Origin of the sequence: Streptomyces sp. NPDC050617, assembly GCF_040654795.1 — a bacterium.
In the GTDB taxonomy this organism is placed as follows: domain Bacteria; phylum Actinomycetota; class Actinomycetes; order Streptomycetales; family Streptomycetaceae; genus Streptomyces.
Genome location: NZ_JBFAIS010000003.1, coordinates 135,660 through 149,965, shown reverse-complemented (window position 1 = coordinate 149,965; position 14,306 = coordinate 135,660). Strand labels below are relative to the sequence as shown.

Here is a 14,306-nt window from a genome sequence, read left to right as displayed (position 1 = left end):
CTACACGGTCCGTACGTCCGTACACCCCGTACGTCCGTGAGGCGGCGGCTACTGCGGTCCGTACTTGCGGCCCGTCGACGACGAGACGCGCGAGAGCGCACCGCGCGGCGCGAGCTTCGCCAGGCCCGTCAGCGCCTTGTACCGCGGGTCCGGCACGGACAGCGACTTGCCGCGGGCCAGATCCCGCAGCGCCGCGTCGACCAGTTTGTCGGCGTCCAGCCACATCCACCCCGGGATGCTGCCGGTGCCCATGCCCGCCCGCTGGTGGAACTCGGTCCGTACGAAACCGGGGCAGAGCGCCATCAGCCGCACCCCGCTCCCGGCCAGGTCCCGCGCGGCGCCCTGGGTGAACTGGACGACCCACGCCTTGCTCGCCCCGTACGTGCCGCGCGGCACGAACGCCGCCACCGAGGCGACGTTCACCACGCCGCCGCGCCCCCGCTCGCGCATCGAGACCGCCGCCGCGCTCGTCAGCCGCAGCACCGCCTCGCAGTGCACCTTGAGCATGGTCAGCTCGTCGGACATCGGCACGTCGAGGTAGTTGCCCTTGTTGCCGAACCCGGCGTTGTTCACCAGCAGGTCCACCGGGTGCGTACGGTCCGCGACGCGCTCCTCGACCGCGGCGATCCCCTCGTCCCGCGAGAGGTCGGCGCGGAGCACCTCCGCCTCCACGCCGTGCCGGTCGTGGAGTTCGGTCGCCTGGTCGCGCAGGCGCTCGGGGTCGCGCGCCACCAGCACCACGTTGTGCCCGTCGGAGGCCAGCCGCCGGGCGAAGGCGGCGCCGATGCCGGCCGTCGCTCCCGTGATCAGTGCAGTCGTCATACGCGAACGTTAGTGCCCGGCGCGCCCTCGCCGCTCCCCGCTCGCCGGTCGTCCTCCGCCTTGCGGGCGACGTAGTTGACGGCCGTCTCCCGCGCGTCCGGGTGCAGCGCGTCGCCCGCGGCCAGTACGCGCGGCAGGAGTTCGCGCTCGGTGGTGACCGCGCGGAAGAGGAGGGAGACCGTCACGTCGTGGTCGGGCCGGTGCACGACCTCGACGGGGTCGCCGGCGCGGATCTCGCCGGGTTCGAGCACCCGCAGGTACGCGCCGGGCAGCGCGGCCCGGGTGAACCGCCGCACCCAGCCCTTCTCTTCGAGCCAGCCCGCGAACGTACGGCAGGGGATGCGCGGCGAGGTCACCTCCAGCAGCAGGTCCGGGCCGACGCGCCAGCGCTCGCCGACGAGCGCCCCGGTGACGTCGATTCCGACGGTGGTGAGGTTCTCGCCGAACACGCCGGGCGCGAGCTCGCGCCCCAACTCCCGCTCCCAGAAGTCGAGATCCTCGCGGGCGTAGGCGTATACGGCCTGGTCGTCGCCGCCGTGGTGACGGCGGTCGCAGACGGCGTCCCCGGCGACGCCGCTGCCCGCGGCGCCCTTGGGGCCCGGCGCGGCCACGGCCACCGGGCCGTCCACGGGGCGCTTGTCGATGCCCGTGCCGCCGTCCCAGTCGGTGTAGTCGGCGGTCATGGGTCGGCCGGAATTCACGGTGAGCAGACGCATGGGCAGCAGCGTAGACGAAGCATCCCAAAGCGGCGTGCGAATATTTTCGGACACCCCCAAGATGCCCTTATGCTCGCAGTATGATCGAGGCTCGACATCTCCGGGTGCTGCGCGCTGTCGCCGCCACGGGCTCGCTCTCCGGCGCGGCCCGCGAACTGGGCTGCACCCAGCCCGCCGTCAGTCAGCAGATGAAGGCCCTGGAACAGTCGGCCGGTACCCCGCTGCTGGTCCGTACGGGCCGTGAGACGCGCCTGACCGAGGCCGGCGCGGCGCTGGTGCGGCACGCGACCGGCATCCTGTCCGGGCTGACGGCGGCGGAGGAGGAGGTCGCGGCCATCGCCGGGCTGCGGGCCGGGCGGGTGCGGCTGGTCTCCTTCCCCAGCGGCAGTTCGACGCTGGTGCCCACCGCGCTGGCCGATATGCGCGCGGCGCATCCGGGCACCCGCATCTCGCTGGTCGAGGCCGAGCCGCCGCGCTCGGTGGAGATGCTGCGCGCGGGCGACTGCGAGATCGCGCTGGCCTTCCGCTACCCGGACGTCCGCGGCGCGGACCCGGCGGCCGACGCGGAGTGGGACGACCTGGTCGTACGCCACCTGCTGACGGACCGGCTCGTGGGCGTCGTCCCCGAGGGGCACCGGCTCGCCGACGCGGACCGGATCGCCGTCGGCGACCTGGCCGACGAGCCCTGGATCGCCGGCTGCCCGCGCTGCCGCAGCCATCTGGAGCGGGTGTGCGAGAGTGCGGGTTTCACCCCGCGGATCGACTTCGCGACGGATGACTACCCGGCGGTGTTCGGCCTGGTCGGAGCCGGTATGGGGGTGGCGGTGATGCCCGAGCTGGCGCTGGAGACGCTGCGCCCCAAGGGCGCCCGCACGGTCCGCGTGGAGCCCGCCGTGGAACGCGAGATCGTCGCCCTCACCCTTCCCGACCTCGACCGTGTCCCCGCGGTCGCGGCGATGCTGGACCGCTTGGCGACGGCCGCGGCCCGCTGACGGCGCGGGGCGCGGGGCGCGGGGCGCGGGGCGCCTGCGCGTCCGGGGATGCGCGGGCGCTCGTACCGGCTGCCCCGCGGGCCGGTTCGCCTCGCCTTGCCTCGGCCGGCCCCGCCTTGCCTCGGCCGGCCTTGGCTGGCCTCGGCTCGGCCGGATGGCGGGTGAACGTTTCTTCAGAGGGCTTGTCCCGTCAGAGGGCCGTCGCGCCGGAGGCCGCGATCACGCGGTGCCGGGCGCGGCCCATGAGTTCCTCGCGTTCGTCTTCGGTGAGGCCGCCCCAGACGCCGTACGGCTCCCGTACGGCGAGCGCGTGCGCCGCGCACTCCGAGCGCACGGGGCAGCGCATGCACACTTCTTTCGCCGAGGCCTCGCGCGCGCTGCGGGCGGCGCCGCGTTCACCCTCCGGGTGGAAGAAGAGGGAGCTGTCGACCCCTCGGCAGGCGGCCAGGAGCTGCCAGTCCCACAGGTCGGCGTTGGGACCGGGAAGGCGGGAGAAATCTGCCATTGCTTATCCCCTCGGAACGTTCTGATCCGGACGCACTGCCCATGACCGTACATCCGCTGTGTAAGCAGATGTAAATATGACTCATTGCGAATCTAGCCATAGACACCTCCAAAATGGAAGAAAAATCCCAGAAGATAGGCAAATGGGGCATAGGGTAAAGGCGAGGTGGTCGGGCCGGGCACGGCCTGTCCCGTGTCGGCCCCCTCGCGTGGACTGCTGAAGGCGGTCGCCCGAGGCCGTAACTCTTTCGGGTGACCGTCGTTGAGAGTGCGAGGCGGTTGACGGATTAAGGACTCGGGCAGATGTCCGAGCGCGTCGATCGCGCAGGTGACGATCAGTACCAGCCTGGAGGCTCAAGGTGACGCGCAGCAGCTGTGAGAGCCGCGGAGGACAGCCATGACATCCGTCCTCGTCTGTGACGACTCCCCGCTTGCCCGAGAGGCGCTCCGCCGTGCGGTGGCGACCGTTCCCGGTGTCGAGCGTGTGACGACGGCGGCCAACGGCGAGGAAGTCCTCCGCCGCTGGGGCGCCGATCGCTCGGACCTGATTCTGATGGACGTGCGGATGCCCGGCCTCGGCGGCGTCGAAACCGTACGGCGGCTGCTCTCGGCGGACCCCGGGGCCCGCATCATCATGCTCACGGTGGCCGAGGACCTCGACGGGGTGGCGCTCGCCGTCGCCGCCGGGGCCCGCGGCTATCTGCACAAGGACGCCTCGCGCGCCGAGCTGCGCGCGACCGTCACACAGGCGCTCGCCGACCCCACCTGGCGGCTCGCCCCGCGCAGACTGCGGTCGGCCGAGATGGGCGCCGCGCCGACCCTGACCGCGCGCGAGATCCAGGTGCTGGAGGGCATGAGCCACGGCCGCTCCAACGCGGAGATCGGACGCGAGCTCTTCCTCTCCGAGGACACGGTCAAGACGCACGCGCGCCGGCTGTTCAAGAAGCTCGGCGCATCCGACCGCGCGCACGCCGTGGCGCTCGGATTCCGCTGGGGTCTGGTCCGCTGAGACCGATGCGGCGTGCGGCGTTGTGAGGTCGCGGCGCGCACCACTCGTCCGGGTGGTGCGCGCCGCGACCTCACTGCGTCGGCGTCCGACGCCGAAACCCCGAGGGATGCCGCATCCTTGGGTGTGTGACTCCTCCCCGGCGGAGGCCGAGGTTCCTCACTCGGCCGGCAGTGACCTCATGACGGACAGGCTCGAAACCGGTGCCGCACGACACCGGCGCAGGCCATCGGTGGAGTCGTTGGCGCGGGGGCGGAAATACCCGGATGGGGAGGCGCGAGACGTGAGTGCGAGGACATCGACGCGTAACGGTTCGATGCACAACTACGAAGGCGGTGCCATGGATCGCTGGGCGTCAAGGCACCATGGACCGATGCGCGACGACGAGAACACGGCGATCGGCGCCCTCGTCACACGCGCCGCCGAGGGGGACCGGCGGGCCACGCACGACCTGCTCGCCCTGGTGCACCCCCTCGCCCTGCGCTACTGCCGCACCCGGCTCTCCCGTCTGCCCGGCGACGCCCGCCACTTCGTGGACGACCTGGCCCAGGAGGTCTGCCTGGCCGTGCTGTGCGCGCTGCCGCGCTACCGCGACACCGGCCGGCCCTTCGAGGCGTTCGTCGTCGCGATCGCCGCGCACAAGGTCGCCGACCTCCAGCGGGCCGCCATGCGCCGCCCCGGCAGCACGGCCGTGCCCTCCGACGAGATGCCGGAGCAGCCGGACGACTCGCTCGGCCCGGAGGAGCGGGCGCTGCTCAGCAGCGACGCCGAGTGGGCCAAGAAACTTCTCGCCAATCTGCCGGAGCACCAGCGCGAACTGGTGCTGCTGCGGGTGGCCATCGGGATGACGGCCGAGGAGACCGGGCAGATGCTGGGGATGTCGCCGGGCGCGGTGCGGGTCGCGCAGCACCGCGCGATGAGCCGGCTCCGCGCGCTGGCCGAGCAGTAGCGAGCAGCAGGGCGGCGGACGCCGCGCCGCAGTGCGGGGCGCGGCCGGTCGGGCGGTCCGTACGGCCACGGGCGGCCGATTCCGTACGCGCGTACGGAACCGGCCGCCCGTACGCGTGAGGGGGCGGCTGCCCGTACGGTCGTGGGCGCCGCTGCCCGTACGGTCGTGACGCGGGGGTCGTACGGGCGCCGGCGATGGGCGCGAGACTGCCCGTATGCCGTGCGCACGCCGTAGGAACGCACGAGTGATGAGTCCCTCATTCGTCGTGGAATGAGACACCTGTGGCTCCCGTTAGCATGGACGTCCGCGCCGAGGCAAGACCATTGGGAAGGTGTCATGACTGACAACGTCGACGGAATGCCTGCGAAATTCGCGATGCTCGGGCTGACGTACGACGACGTGCTGCTGCTGCCGGGCGCCTCCGAGGTGCTGCCGAACGCGGTCGACACCTCGTCCCGTGTCTCGCGGAACGTACGCGTGAACATCCCGCTGCTGTCCGCCGCGATGGACAAGGTCACCGAGGCGCGGATGGCCATCGCCATGGCCCGCCAGGGCGGCGCCGGCGTTCTGCACCGCAACCTCTCCATCGAGGACCAGGCCAACCAGGTCGACCTCGTCAAGCGCTCCGAGTCGGGCATGGTCACCGACCCGATCACGGTGCACCCCGACGCGACGCTGGCCGACGCCGACGCGCTGTGCGCGAAGTTCCGCATCAGCGGCGTGCCGGTCACGGACCCCGCGGGCAAGCTGCTGGGCATCGTCACCAACCGCGACATGGCCTTCGAGCTGGACCGCGGCCGTCAGGTGCGCGAGGTCATGACGCCGATGCCGCTGGTCACCGGCAAGGTCGGGATCTCCGGCGAGGACGCCATCGAGCTGCTCCGCCGCCACAAGATCGAGAAGCTGCCGCTGGTCGACGAGGCGGGCGTCCTCAAGGGCCTCATCACCGTCAAGGACTTCGTCAAGGCCGAGAAGTACCCGCAGGCCGCCAAGGACGCCGAGGGCCGGCTCGTCGTCGGCGCGGCGGTGGGCGTCGGCGACGAGGCGTTCGAGCGGGCGCAGGCGCTCGTCGAGGCCGGCGTCGACTTCCTGGTCGTCGACAGCGCGCACGGCCACAGCCGGGGCATCCTCGACATGATCGCCAAGGTCAAGTCGCAGGTCGCCGTCGACGTCGTCGGCGGCAACGTCGCGACCCGCGACGGCGCGCAGGCGCTCATCGACGCGGGCGCGGACGGCGTGAAGATCGGCGTGGGCCCCGGTTCGATCTGCACGACCCGGGTCGTCGCGGGCATCGGCGTTCCGCAGGTCACGGCGATCTACGAGGCCGCCAAGGCGTGCCACGCGGCGGGCGTGCCGCTGATCGGCGACGGCGGCCTGCAGTACTCCGGCGACATCGCCAAGGCCATCGCGGCCGGCGCGGACACCGTGATGCTCGGCTCGCTGCTCGCGGGCTGCGAGGAGTCGCCGGGCGAGATGGTCTTCATCAACGGCAAGCAGTTCAAGTCCTACCGGGGCATGGGCTCGCTGGGCGCGATGCAGACCCGCGGCCAGGCCCGTTCCTTCTCCAAGGACCGCTACTTCCAGGACAACGTGCTCTCCGAGGACAAGCTGGTGCCCGAGGGCATCGAGGGCCAGGTGCCCTACCGCGGTCCGCTCTCCTCGGTCGCGCACCAGCTCATCGGCGGTCTGCGGGCCTCCATGGGCTATGTCGGCTCCGCCGACGTCCAGGAGCTGAAGGACAAGGGCAGCTTCGTGCGCATCACGTCGGCGGGGCTCAAGGAGAGCCACCCGCACGACATCCAGATGACCACGGAGGCCCCGAACTACTCCCGCCGCTGACCCACGTCCCGGCACATGTCCTGACATACGCCCTGACACACCCCCTGACAACGCCCTGATACACGGCGAAATCCCTGGTCAGAACCCGCGGACCGGACTACCGGCCGCGGGTTCCGGCATGTCGGGGATACTGGAATCGGCAGATGGAGCGCCGAGGAATTTGAGAGGCCACACACGTGACTGAGATCGAGATCGGGCGCGGCAAGCGCGGCCGCCGGGCGTACGCGTTCGACGACATCGCCGTCGTCCCCAGTCGGCGCACCCGCGACCCGAAGGAGGTCTCGATCGCCTGGCAGATCGATGCCTACCGGTTCGAGCTGCCCTTCCTCGCGGCCCCGATGGACTCGGTGGTCTCGCCGCAGACCGCGATCCGCATCGGCGAGCTGGGCGGGCTGGGCGTCCTCAACCTGGAGGGTCTGTGGACCCGCTACGAGGACCCGGAGCCGCTGCTCGCCGAGATCGCCGAGCTGGACGAGGTTGCCGCGACCAGGCGGCTGCAGGAGATCTACGCCGCCCCGATCAAGGAAGAGCTGATCGGGCAGCGCATCAAGGAGGTGCGCGACTCCGGCGTCGTGACCGCCGCCGCGCTCTCGCCGCAGCGCACCGCGCAGTTCTCCAAGGCCGTGGTCGACGCGGGCGTGGACATCTTCGTGATCCGGGGCACCACGGTCTCCGCCGAGCACGTCTCGGGCGCGGCCGAGCCGCTCAACCTCAAGCAGTTCATCTACGAGCTGGACGTGCCCGTAATCGTCGGCGGCTGTGCGACCTACACCGCGGCCCTGCACCTGATGCGTACGGGCGCGGCGGGCGTCCTCGTCGGCTTCGGCGGCGGCGCCGCGCACACCACCCGCAACGTGCTGGGCATCCAGGTGCCGATGGCCACCGCGGTCGCCGACGTCGCCGCCGCCCGGCGGGACTACATGGACGAGTCCGGCGGCCGGTACGTGCACGTGATCGCGGACGGCGGCGTGGGCTGGTCCGGCGACCTGCCCAAGGCCATCGCCTGCGGCGCCGACGCCGTGATGATGGGCTCCCCGCTGGCCCGTGCCACGGACGCGCCGGGCCGCGGCCACCACTGGGGCATGGAGGCCGTCCACGAGGACGTGCCGCGCGGCAAGCGGATGGACCTGGGCGCGGTCGGCACCACCGAGGAGGTGCTGCTCGGCCCGTCGCACATCCCGGACGGCTCGATGAACTTCTTCGGCGCGCTGCGCCGGGCGATGGCCACGACGGGCTACTCGGAGCTCAAGGAGTTCCAGCGCGTCGAGGTGACGGTCGCCCCGTCCCAGCACGACAACCGCTGACGCCGCGCCGGCCGCGGTCGCGGCCGCAGCCGCCGAGGGCCCGGATCACCCGCTGTTCGCGGGGGTCCGGGCCCTCGGGCGTCGGTACGGGCGCGCCGCCCGGAACCGTCAGCCGGCGAGCTTCTTGGCGGCGCTGTAGGCGCCGGCCGCACCGAGGAGGTAGAAGGCCACGTCGATGAACTCCAGGTACTCCTTCCACGCCCGGTTGAGGACGTCGAAGTGGTCGAAGACCACCTCGGTGAGCGGGACGTTCACGGCGTCGCTGATGCCCAGCGCGATGCCGAAGACCTGGCCGAGGTAGACGCCGATCAGGCCGAGGGCCGCGCCGACGACCGGCAGGGCCGCGTTGCGGCCGCCGAGCTTGCCGAGGGCCGCGCCGATGAGCGCGCCGGTGGCGGCGGCGAGGTAGCCGATCTGGGCGCCGTCGGTGGCCTTGAGTATCGCGCCGTAGATCGCGGAGCCGACGAGCATGGCGACGACGCCGGCGACGACCGCGAGGCCCGGATTGCCTGTGCGTGCGGCCGGGGGCGGGGGCGGGAAGCCGCCCGGAGCGCCGTACATGCGCTGGTGGGGCGGGTAGGGCTGCTGCTGGTAGCCGCCGGGCGCCGGGGGCGGGTACGCGCCGGGCTGCTGCTGCGGGTAGCCGTATCCGGCCGGCTGCTGGGGCGGCTGTCCGTACGGATTCGGCTGCTGCGGCTGTTCAGGCGGCTGCGGCTGCTGCCAGGGCTGGCTCACGGTGTTCCCCCGAGGTGAAGGTGCGGAACCGCGCTCCTGAGCCGGAAGTGGCTGGAGCGCAGTATGAAAGTCGGGCCATAAGCTAACAGTTAGGACTGACGGTGCAACACGGAGTTTCTCGCTCCGTGACACGGTTGGGACGTGCGGGACGGTCGGGGGCAGGGCGTGCGGGACCAGCGGGACGGCCGGGGGCGCGGGGCGTGCCGGAGGCCGGTACGTCCTGGTCGCTCGGCTACTCGGCTGCTGAGCTATTCGGCTACGCGCTTGGCGACCAGGTACCCCTCGGCCCCCGCCACGGCGTAGAAGGCGATGTCGTTCCTGCCGAGCATCTCGTCGCGCCAGTAGTCCACGACGGCGTCGAAGTCGTGCAGCAGGGTGGCGAGAACGCCCGGCGGGTGGCTCAGGGCGTCGCCCGTCGCCCCGCCCATGGTCGTGGCGGCGGCGAGGAGCTGGGCAAGGAGGACGCCGAGCAGGGCCAGCAGGGCGCCGAGCGGCGCGAGCGCCGGCGCGCGTCCGCCGGCCTTGCCGAGGGCCGCGCCGACGAGCAGGCCGATCGCGAGCGCCCAGTAGCCGAGCTCGTGGCTGCCGGGGCCGGTCAGCCCCTGGGCCCAGCCCAGGACGACGGCGACGAGGAGCGCGGTGGCGGCGCCCGCGGCGAGGCCCCGCGCGGGCCGGCCTTCGGCCGCGGGGCGGTCCGGCGAAGGCGGAGCGGTCTCGGATCGCGGTGCGGGCACGCTCATGATTTCGCACGCTAGCAGCGCGGCCAATGTCAGCGAGCGTCCGATGTGTGCTTCGTATAAAGATTCGGGCATAGGGAATAATGGCAACTTATGGCGCAAAGCAAGTCGTTCAACGGACGGGACATGGGCATCGACCTCGGCACCGCGAACACGCTGGTGTACGTGCGGGGGAAGGGCGTGGTGCTCAACGAGCCATCGGTGGTCGCGGTGAACGCCGCCGACGGCGGGGTGCTCTCGGTGGGTTTCGAGGCGAGAGAGACCATCGGGCGGACGCCCTCGAACATCGTGGCCGTCCGCCCGCTGCGCGACGGCGTCATAGCCGACTTCGAGATAGCCGAGCGGATGCTCCGGCACTTCATCAAGCGGGTCACGGGCAACCGCAGGCTGGCGCGCCCGCGGGTCGTGGTCTGCGTGCCGTCGGGCATCACGGGCGTCGAGCGGCGCGCGGTCATCGAGGCGGCGAGCCGCGCCGGGGCCCGCCAGGTGCACCTGGTCGAGGAGCCGATGGCCGCGGCGATCGGCGCGGGGCTGCCGGTGAGCGAGCCGACCGGCTGCATGGTCGTGGACATCGGCGGCGGCACCACCGAGGTCGCGGTGATCTCGCTGGGCGGCATCGTGACGGCCCGTTCGGTGCGGACCGCGGGCGACGCGATGGACGCGGCGATCATCTCGTACGTGAAGAAGGAGTACTCCCTCGCGATCGGGGAGCGGACCGCGGAGACGCTCAAGATGAGCATCGGCTCCGCCACGGCCACCGGCTACTGGACGGCGGCGGGGCTCAGCGCGCTCGCCGAGCAGCTGGAGAAGAACGACGGCCTCTCCGACGACAACGGCGACCCCGAGGACACCCAGGGCCTGCTGCCGCCGGACCGCTGCACCATCCGGGGGCGCGACCAGGTCAGCGGCCTGCCCAAGACCCTGGAGCTGACGGCGGACGAGGTGCGGCACGCGCTGGTCGAGCCCGTGGACACCATCGTCGCGGCGGTCCGGCAGACGCTGGACGAGACCCCGCCGGAGCTGGCCGGCGACATCATGGACCGCGGCATCGTGCTGACGGGCGGCGGGGCGCTGCTGCGCGGCCTGGACGTGCGGCTCAGCAAGGAGCTGGACATCCCGGTGCTGGTGGCCGACGAGCCGCTGGACTGCGTGGCGGTGGGCACCGGCCGGTGCGTCGAGGACTTCGCGTCGCTCAAGACGGTGCTGGACGCGCAGCCGCAGCGGCTGCTGGCGACCGGCCGCTGAACCGGCGGGCCGCTGGGCGGCTTGTGGCGGGCTGAGGGTTTACGGCGGCGCTGGCGGCTAAAGGCGGTGCGCCGCACCCGCGGGGCTCGCCCCGCGGGTGTCCAGCAGGAGCTGCGCCTTCACGGCCAGCCCCTGGAGGTCGTACGTGCGGTGCTGCTGGAGCAGCACCGTGAGGTCGGCGTCGGCCGCCGCCTCGTACAGGAAGTCCGCGCGCGGCACGGGCCGGCCCAGTACGCGCCACTGCGGCACGTGCGGGTCGTGGTAGCTCACCTGCGCGCCCAGCTCCATGAGCCGGGAGGCGATCTCGCGGGCCGGCGAGCCCTCCTGGTCGGCGACGTCGGCCTTGTAGCTGACGCCGAGCAGCAGCACGCGCGCGCCGCGGGCGGACTTGCCGTGCTCGTTGAGGAGGGTGGCGCAGCGCTGGATGATGTAGCGCGGCATCCGCCCGTTGACCTCCTGGGCCAGCTCGACCATGCGCAGCGGGTAGCCGAGGCTGCGACCCCGGTAGGAGAGGTAGTTGGGGTCGATGGGGACGCCGTGGCCGCCGACGCCGGGGCCGGGGCGGAACGCCTGGAAGCCGAAGGGCTTGGTCTCGGCGCACCGTACGACGTCCCACAGGTCGACCCCGATGTCGTTGCAGAAGACGGCCATCTCGTTGGCGAGCGCGATGTTGACGTGCCGGTAGTTGGACTCCAGGACCTTGACGGTCTCGGCCTCGCGGGGGCCGCGGGCCCGTACGACCTTGTCGCAGAGCCGCCCGTAGAAGGCGGCGGCGGCCTCGGTGCAGGCGGGGGTGAGGCCGCCGATGACCTTGGGCATGTTGCCGTAGCCGTACGCGCGGTTGCCGGGGTCGAGGCGGCTGGGGGAGTAGGCGAGGTGGAAGTCGCGCCCGGCGCGCAGCCCGGAGCCCTTCTCCAGGATGGGGCGCAGGAATTCCTCCGTGGTCCCCGGGTAGGCGGTGGACTCCAGGAGAACAGTGGTGTGCGGCCGCAGCCGGGCCGCCAGGGTGTGCGCGGCGTCGCCGACGGCGCGCAGGTCCAGCGAGCGGTCCTCGCCCAGCGGGGTGGGCGCGCAGATCACGGCCGTGTGGACCCGGCCCAGCTCGGCGTCCTCGGCGGTGGTGCGCAGGCCCCCGGAGAGCATGCGGCGGATCTCGGCGGCGGTGAGGGAGCCGTCCACCGCCGGCCGGCCGGCTCGTAGGTCCGCGATGACGCGCGGGTCGGGGTCGTAGCCGACGGTGTTCACTCCGGCGGCGGTAGCGGCCTGGGCGAGGGGGAGACCGAGATGGCCGAGGCCGATGACGGCGAGATCTGCGGGCATGGCGTCGTGCCGTCCTTCCCGAGGCGATTCCGGATGGCGTGAATTCAGACTAAGCGGAAATATGACTCATATTCAGTATTGGACGGTGGCATTGACCCGGTGTTGCCAAGCCGGGTGAAGCCTGGTCGCGCGCCCCCGACGCGGACAGAATCGTCGGACGGGGGAGCGCGGGCCCGATCACACGGGAGGCAGTGGTGAGGACAGCGACACTCGGCCCGACCGAGCGCGGCGAGGCGCTCGCCCGGATGGCGGAGCGCGAACTGGACGTGCTGGTCGTCGGCGGCGGCGTCGTCGGCGCGGGCACCGCCCTGGACGCGGCCACCCGCGGACTGGCGACCGGCCTCGTGGAGGCCCGCGACTGGGCGGCGGGCACCTCCAGCCGCTCCAGCAAGCTCATCCACGGCGGACTCCGCTACCTGGAGATGCTCGACTTCGCGCTCGTACGGGAGGCGCTCAAGGAACGCGGGCTGCTGCTGGAGCGGATCGCCCCCCACCTGGTGCGCCCGGTGCCCTTTCTCTACCCCCTCCAGCACAAGGCGTGGGAGCGGTTCTACGCGGGCTCGGGCGTCGCCCTCTACGACGCCATGTCCATCTCCTCCGGCCACGGCCGCGGCCTGCCCGCCCACCGCCACCTCACCCGCAAGCACGCGCTGAGCGTCGCCCCCTGCCTCAAGAAGGACGCCCTGGTGGGCGCCCTCCAGTACTACGACGCCCAGGTGGACGACGCCCGCTATGTCGCCACGATCGTGCGCACCGCCGCCGCCTACGGCGCGGACGTCGCCAACCGCGCGCGCGTGGTGGGCTTCCTGCGCGAGGGCGAGCGGGTCGTCGGCGCCCGGGTGCACGACCTGGAGCAGGGCGGCGAATTCGAGATCCGTGCCCGCCAGGTGGTCAACGCCACCGGCGTGTGGACGGACGACACCCAGGGCCTGATCGCGGAGCGCGGCCAGTTCCACGTACGGGCCTCCAAGGGCATCCATCTGGTGGTGCCCAAGGACCGCATCCACTCCACCACCGGGCTCATCCTGCGTACCGAGAAGAGCGTGCTGTTCGTCATCCCCTGGGGACGGCACTGGATCGTCGGCACCACCGACACCGACTGGGACCTGGACAAGGCGCACCCCGCCGCGTCCAGCGCCGACATCGACTACCTCCTGGAGCACGTCAACGGGGTCCTCTCCACCCCGCTCACCAGGGACGACGTGCAGGGCGTCTACGCGGGGCTGCGCCCGTTGCTGGCCGGCGAGTCGGACGCCACCAGCAAGCTGTCCCGTGAGCACACCGTCGCGCACCCGGTGCCCGGCCTGGTGGTCGTGGCGGGCGGCAAGTACACGACCTACCGGGTGATGGCCAAGGACGCGGTGGACGAGGCGGTGCACGGCCTCGACCAGAAGGTCGCCGACTGCGTCACCGAGGACGTACCGCTGATGGGCGCGGAGGGCTACAAGGCGCTGTGGAACACCCGCGCCCGCATCGCCCAGCGCACCGGGCTGCACGTGGCGCGCGTGGAGCACCTGCTCAACCGGTACGGTTCGATGATCGACGAGGTGCTGGCGCTCATCACCGCCGACCCCACACTCGGTGAACCTCTGGCCGCCGCCGATGACTATCTGCGCGCCGAGGTCGTCTACGCCGCTTCGCACGAGGGCGCGCGCCACCTCGACGACGTCCTCACGCGCCGCACCCGCGTCTCGATCGAGACCTTCGACCGGGGCACGCGCAGCGCCCGAGAGGCCGCCGAGCTGATGGCGCCGGTGCTCGGCTGGGACCAGGGCCAGATCGAGCGGGAGGTCGAGCACTACGAGAAGCGCGTGGAGGCGGAGCGCGAGTCGCAGCGCCAGCCTGACGACCTGACAGCGGACGCGGCACGGCTCGGCGCCCCGGACATCCAGCCCCGGTGAACTTCGCTTCCAGAACGGACTTTTGGGGCGTCGGAGCGGATCGTGCCGCGCTGTCGACCCGTTAGCCGGGCGGTCGCCGGCCGTGCCGCCCGGCGGCCGCCCAGCGCGTACGTACCCCTGTCCGCCACGCCGGCCGCCGTGCGGCGCGCCCCATGAGCGTCGTGTGACAGCTTCGCGGCGCCGGGAACCGAACTGCCGTCCGTCGGCTCTTGAACAGGGGAGCGCGGTACGACCCG

13 protein-coding genes are annotated in these 14,306 nt (G+C 72.2%); 7 read left to right on the top strand and 6 right to left on the bottom strand.

The genetic code is table 11. From position 1 onward, the window contains the following. Nucleotides 1–48: 48 nt before the first annotated feature. Together AB0I49_RS05650 and AB0I49_RS05645 are read right to left on the bottom strand one after the other, a co-directional pair. Nucleotides 49–822 carry an SDR family oxidoreductase gene (locus tag AB0I49_RS05650; protein WP_363225556.1) on the bottom strand — a complete coding sequence of 258 codons (774 nt, stop codon included), beginning with the start codon at nt 820–822 and terminating at the stop codon, nt 49–51. Further along, the gene (locus tag AB0I49_RS05645) at nt 819–1,538 is read right to left on the bottom strand and encodes an MOSC domain-containing protein (protein ID WP_363225555.1); all 720 of its coding nucleotides are present in this window, start codon (nt 1,536–1,538) and stop codon (nt 819–821) included. The genes AB0I49_RS05650 and AB0I49_RS05645 overlap by 4 nt, the downstream gene beginning before the upstream one ends. Before the next feature lie 80 nt (nt 1,539–1,618). Here AB0I49_RS05645 and AB0I49_RS05640 point away from each other — a divergent pair, with 80 nt between their 5' ends. Beyond that, nucleotides 1,619–2,530 (top strand): LysR family transcriptional regulator, encoded by a 912-nt coding sequence (locus AB0I49_RS05640; RefSeq protein WP_363225554.1) that lies wholly within the window; start codon nt 1,619–1,621, stop codon nt 2,528–2,530. 190 nt (nt 2,531–2,720) lie between these two features. Here the strand turns inward: AB0I49_RS05640 and AB0I49_RS05635 are convergent, their stop codons facing one another. Next, complete coding sequence (locus tag AB0I49_RS05635; RefSeq protein WP_363225553.1) at nt 2,721–3,035, bottom strand: WhiB family transcriptional regulator; 315 nt, start codon at nt 3,033–3,035, stop codon at nt 2,721–2,723. A gap of 396 nt (nt 3,036–3,431) precedes the next feature. Between AB0I49_RS05635 and AB0I49_RS05630 the strand changes: the two genes are divergently transcribed. The 4 genes from AB0I49_RS05630 to AB0I49_RS05615 all read left to right on the top strand — a co-directional run bounded on the left by AB0I49_RS05630 (nt 3,432) and on the right by AB0I49_RS05615 (nt 8,132). Next, on the top strand, nt 3,432–4,043 hold the full coding sequence (locus AB0I49_RS05630; protein ID WP_003948568.1) for a response regulator transcription factor: 612 nt from the start codon (nt 3,432–3,434) through the stop codon (nt 4,041–4,043). A 370-nt stretch (nt 4,044–4,413) separates the two neighbouring features. Then, a complete protein-coding gene (locus AB0I49_RS05625; protein WP_363131920.1) occupies nt 4,414–4,989 on the top strand; it encodes a sigma-70 family RNA polymerase sigma factor in 576 nt (191 codons plus the stop codon). 336 nt (nt 4,990–5,325) lie between these two features. Beyond that, a complete protein-coding gene (gene guaB, locus AB0I49_RS05620) occupies nt 5,326–6,828 on the top strand; it encodes an IMP dehydrogenase (protein ID WP_363225552.1) in 1,503 nt (500 codons plus the stop codon). Between the two features lie 176 nt (nt 6,829–7,004). Then, nucleotides 7,005–8,132, top strand: a complete 1,128-nt coding sequence (locus AB0I49_RS05615) for a GuaB3 family IMP dehydrogenase-related protein (protein ID WP_363225551.1) — start codon at nt 7,005–7,007, stop codon at nt 8,130–8,132. A gap of 108 nt (nt 8,133–8,240) precedes the next feature. Here AB0I49_RS05615 and AB0I49_RS05610 read toward each other — a convergent pair whose 3' ends face one another. Both AB0I49_RS05610 and AB0I49_RS05605 read right to left on the bottom strand, forming a co-directional pair. Continuing rightward, nucleotides 8,241–8,867: a hypothetical protein gene (locus AB0I49_RS05610; protein WP_363225550.1), complete on the bottom strand. Its 627-nt coding sequence runs from the start codon at nt 8,865–8,867 to the stop codon at nt 8,241–8,243. Nucleotides 8,868–9,115: 248 nt separating this feature from the next. Next, entirely contained in the window at nt 9,116–9,607 is a 492-nt protein-coding gene (locus tag AB0I49_RS05605) for a hypothetical protein (RefSeq protein WP_363225549.1), read from the bottom strand. 90 nt (nt 9,608–9,697) lie between these two features. Between AB0I49_RS05605 and AB0I49_RS05600 the strand changes: the two genes are divergently transcribed. After that, nucleotides 9,698–10,849 (top strand): rod shape-determining protein, encoded by a 1,152-nt coding sequence (locus tag AB0I49_RS05600; RefSeq protein WP_363225548.1) that lies wholly within the window; start codon nt 9,698–9,700, stop codon nt 10,847–10,849. A 57-nt stretch (nt 10,850–10,906) separates the two neighbouring features. Here the strand turns inward: AB0I49_RS05600 and AB0I49_RS05595 are convergent, their stop codons facing one another. Further along, a complete protein-coding gene (locus tag AB0I49_RS05595; RefSeq protein ID WP_363225547.1) occupies nt 10,907–12,169 on the bottom strand; it encodes a nucleotide sugar dehydrogenase in 1,263 nt (420 codons plus the stop codon). A gap of 194 nt (nt 12,170–12,363) precedes the next feature. On the opposite strand from AB0I49_RS05595, the gene AB0I49_RS05590 reads away from it, so the two are divergent. Continuing rightward, the gene (locus AB0I49_RS05590; protein ID WP_363225546.1) at nt 12,364–14,070 is read left to right on the top strand and encodes a glycerol-3-phosphate dehydrogenase/oxidase; all 1,707 of its coding nucleotides are present in this window, start codon (nt 12,364–12,366) and stop codon (nt 14,068–14,070) included. Nucleotides 14,071–14,306 lie beyond the last annotated feature (236 nt).

Excerpts from the sequence above, each read along its gene's own strand:
- AB0I49_RS05650 (WP_363225556.1), bottom strand. The coding sequence starts at position 822 with ATGACGACTGCACTGATCACGGGAGCGACGGCCGGCATCGGCGCCGCC.
- AB0I49_RS05640 (WP_363225554.1), top strand. The coding sequence starts at position 1,619 with ATGATCGAGGCTCGACATCTCCGGGTGCTGCGCGCTGTCGCCGCCACG.
- AB0I49_RS05605 (WP_363225549.1), bottom strand. The coding sequence starts at position 9,607 with ATGAGCGTGCCCGCACCGCGATCCGAGACCGCTCCGCCTTCGCCGGAC.
- AB0I49_RS05595 (WP_363225547.1), bottom strand. The coding sequence starts at position 12,169 with ATGCCCGCAGATCTCGCCGTCATCGGCCTCGGCCATCTCGGTCTCCCC.
- AB0I49_RS05600 (WP_363225548.1), top strand. The coding sequence starts at position 9,698 with ATGGCGCAAAGCAAGTCGTTCAACGGACGGGACATGGGCATCGACCTC.
- guaB (WP_363225552.1), top strand. The coding sequence starts at position 5,326 with ATGACTGACAACGTCGACGGAATGCCTGCGAAATTCGCGATGCTCGGG.
- AB0I49_RS05630 (WP_003948568.1), top strand. The coding sequence starts at position 3,432 with ATGACATCCGTCCTCGTCTGTGACGACTCCCCGCTTGCCCGAGAGGCG.
- AB0I49_RS05645 (WP_363225555.1), bottom strand. The coding sequence starts at position 1,538 with ATGCGTCTGCTCACCGTGAATTCCGGCCGACCCATGACCGCCGACTAC.
- AB0I49_RS05635 (WP_363225553.1), bottom strand. The coding sequence starts at position 3,035 with ATGGCAGATTTCTCCCGCCTTCCCGGTCCCAACGCCGACCTGTGGGAC.
- AB0I49_RS05625 (WP_363131920.1), top strand. The coding sequence starts at position 4,414 with ATGCGCGACGACGAGAACACGGCGATCGGCGCCCTCGTCACACGCGCC.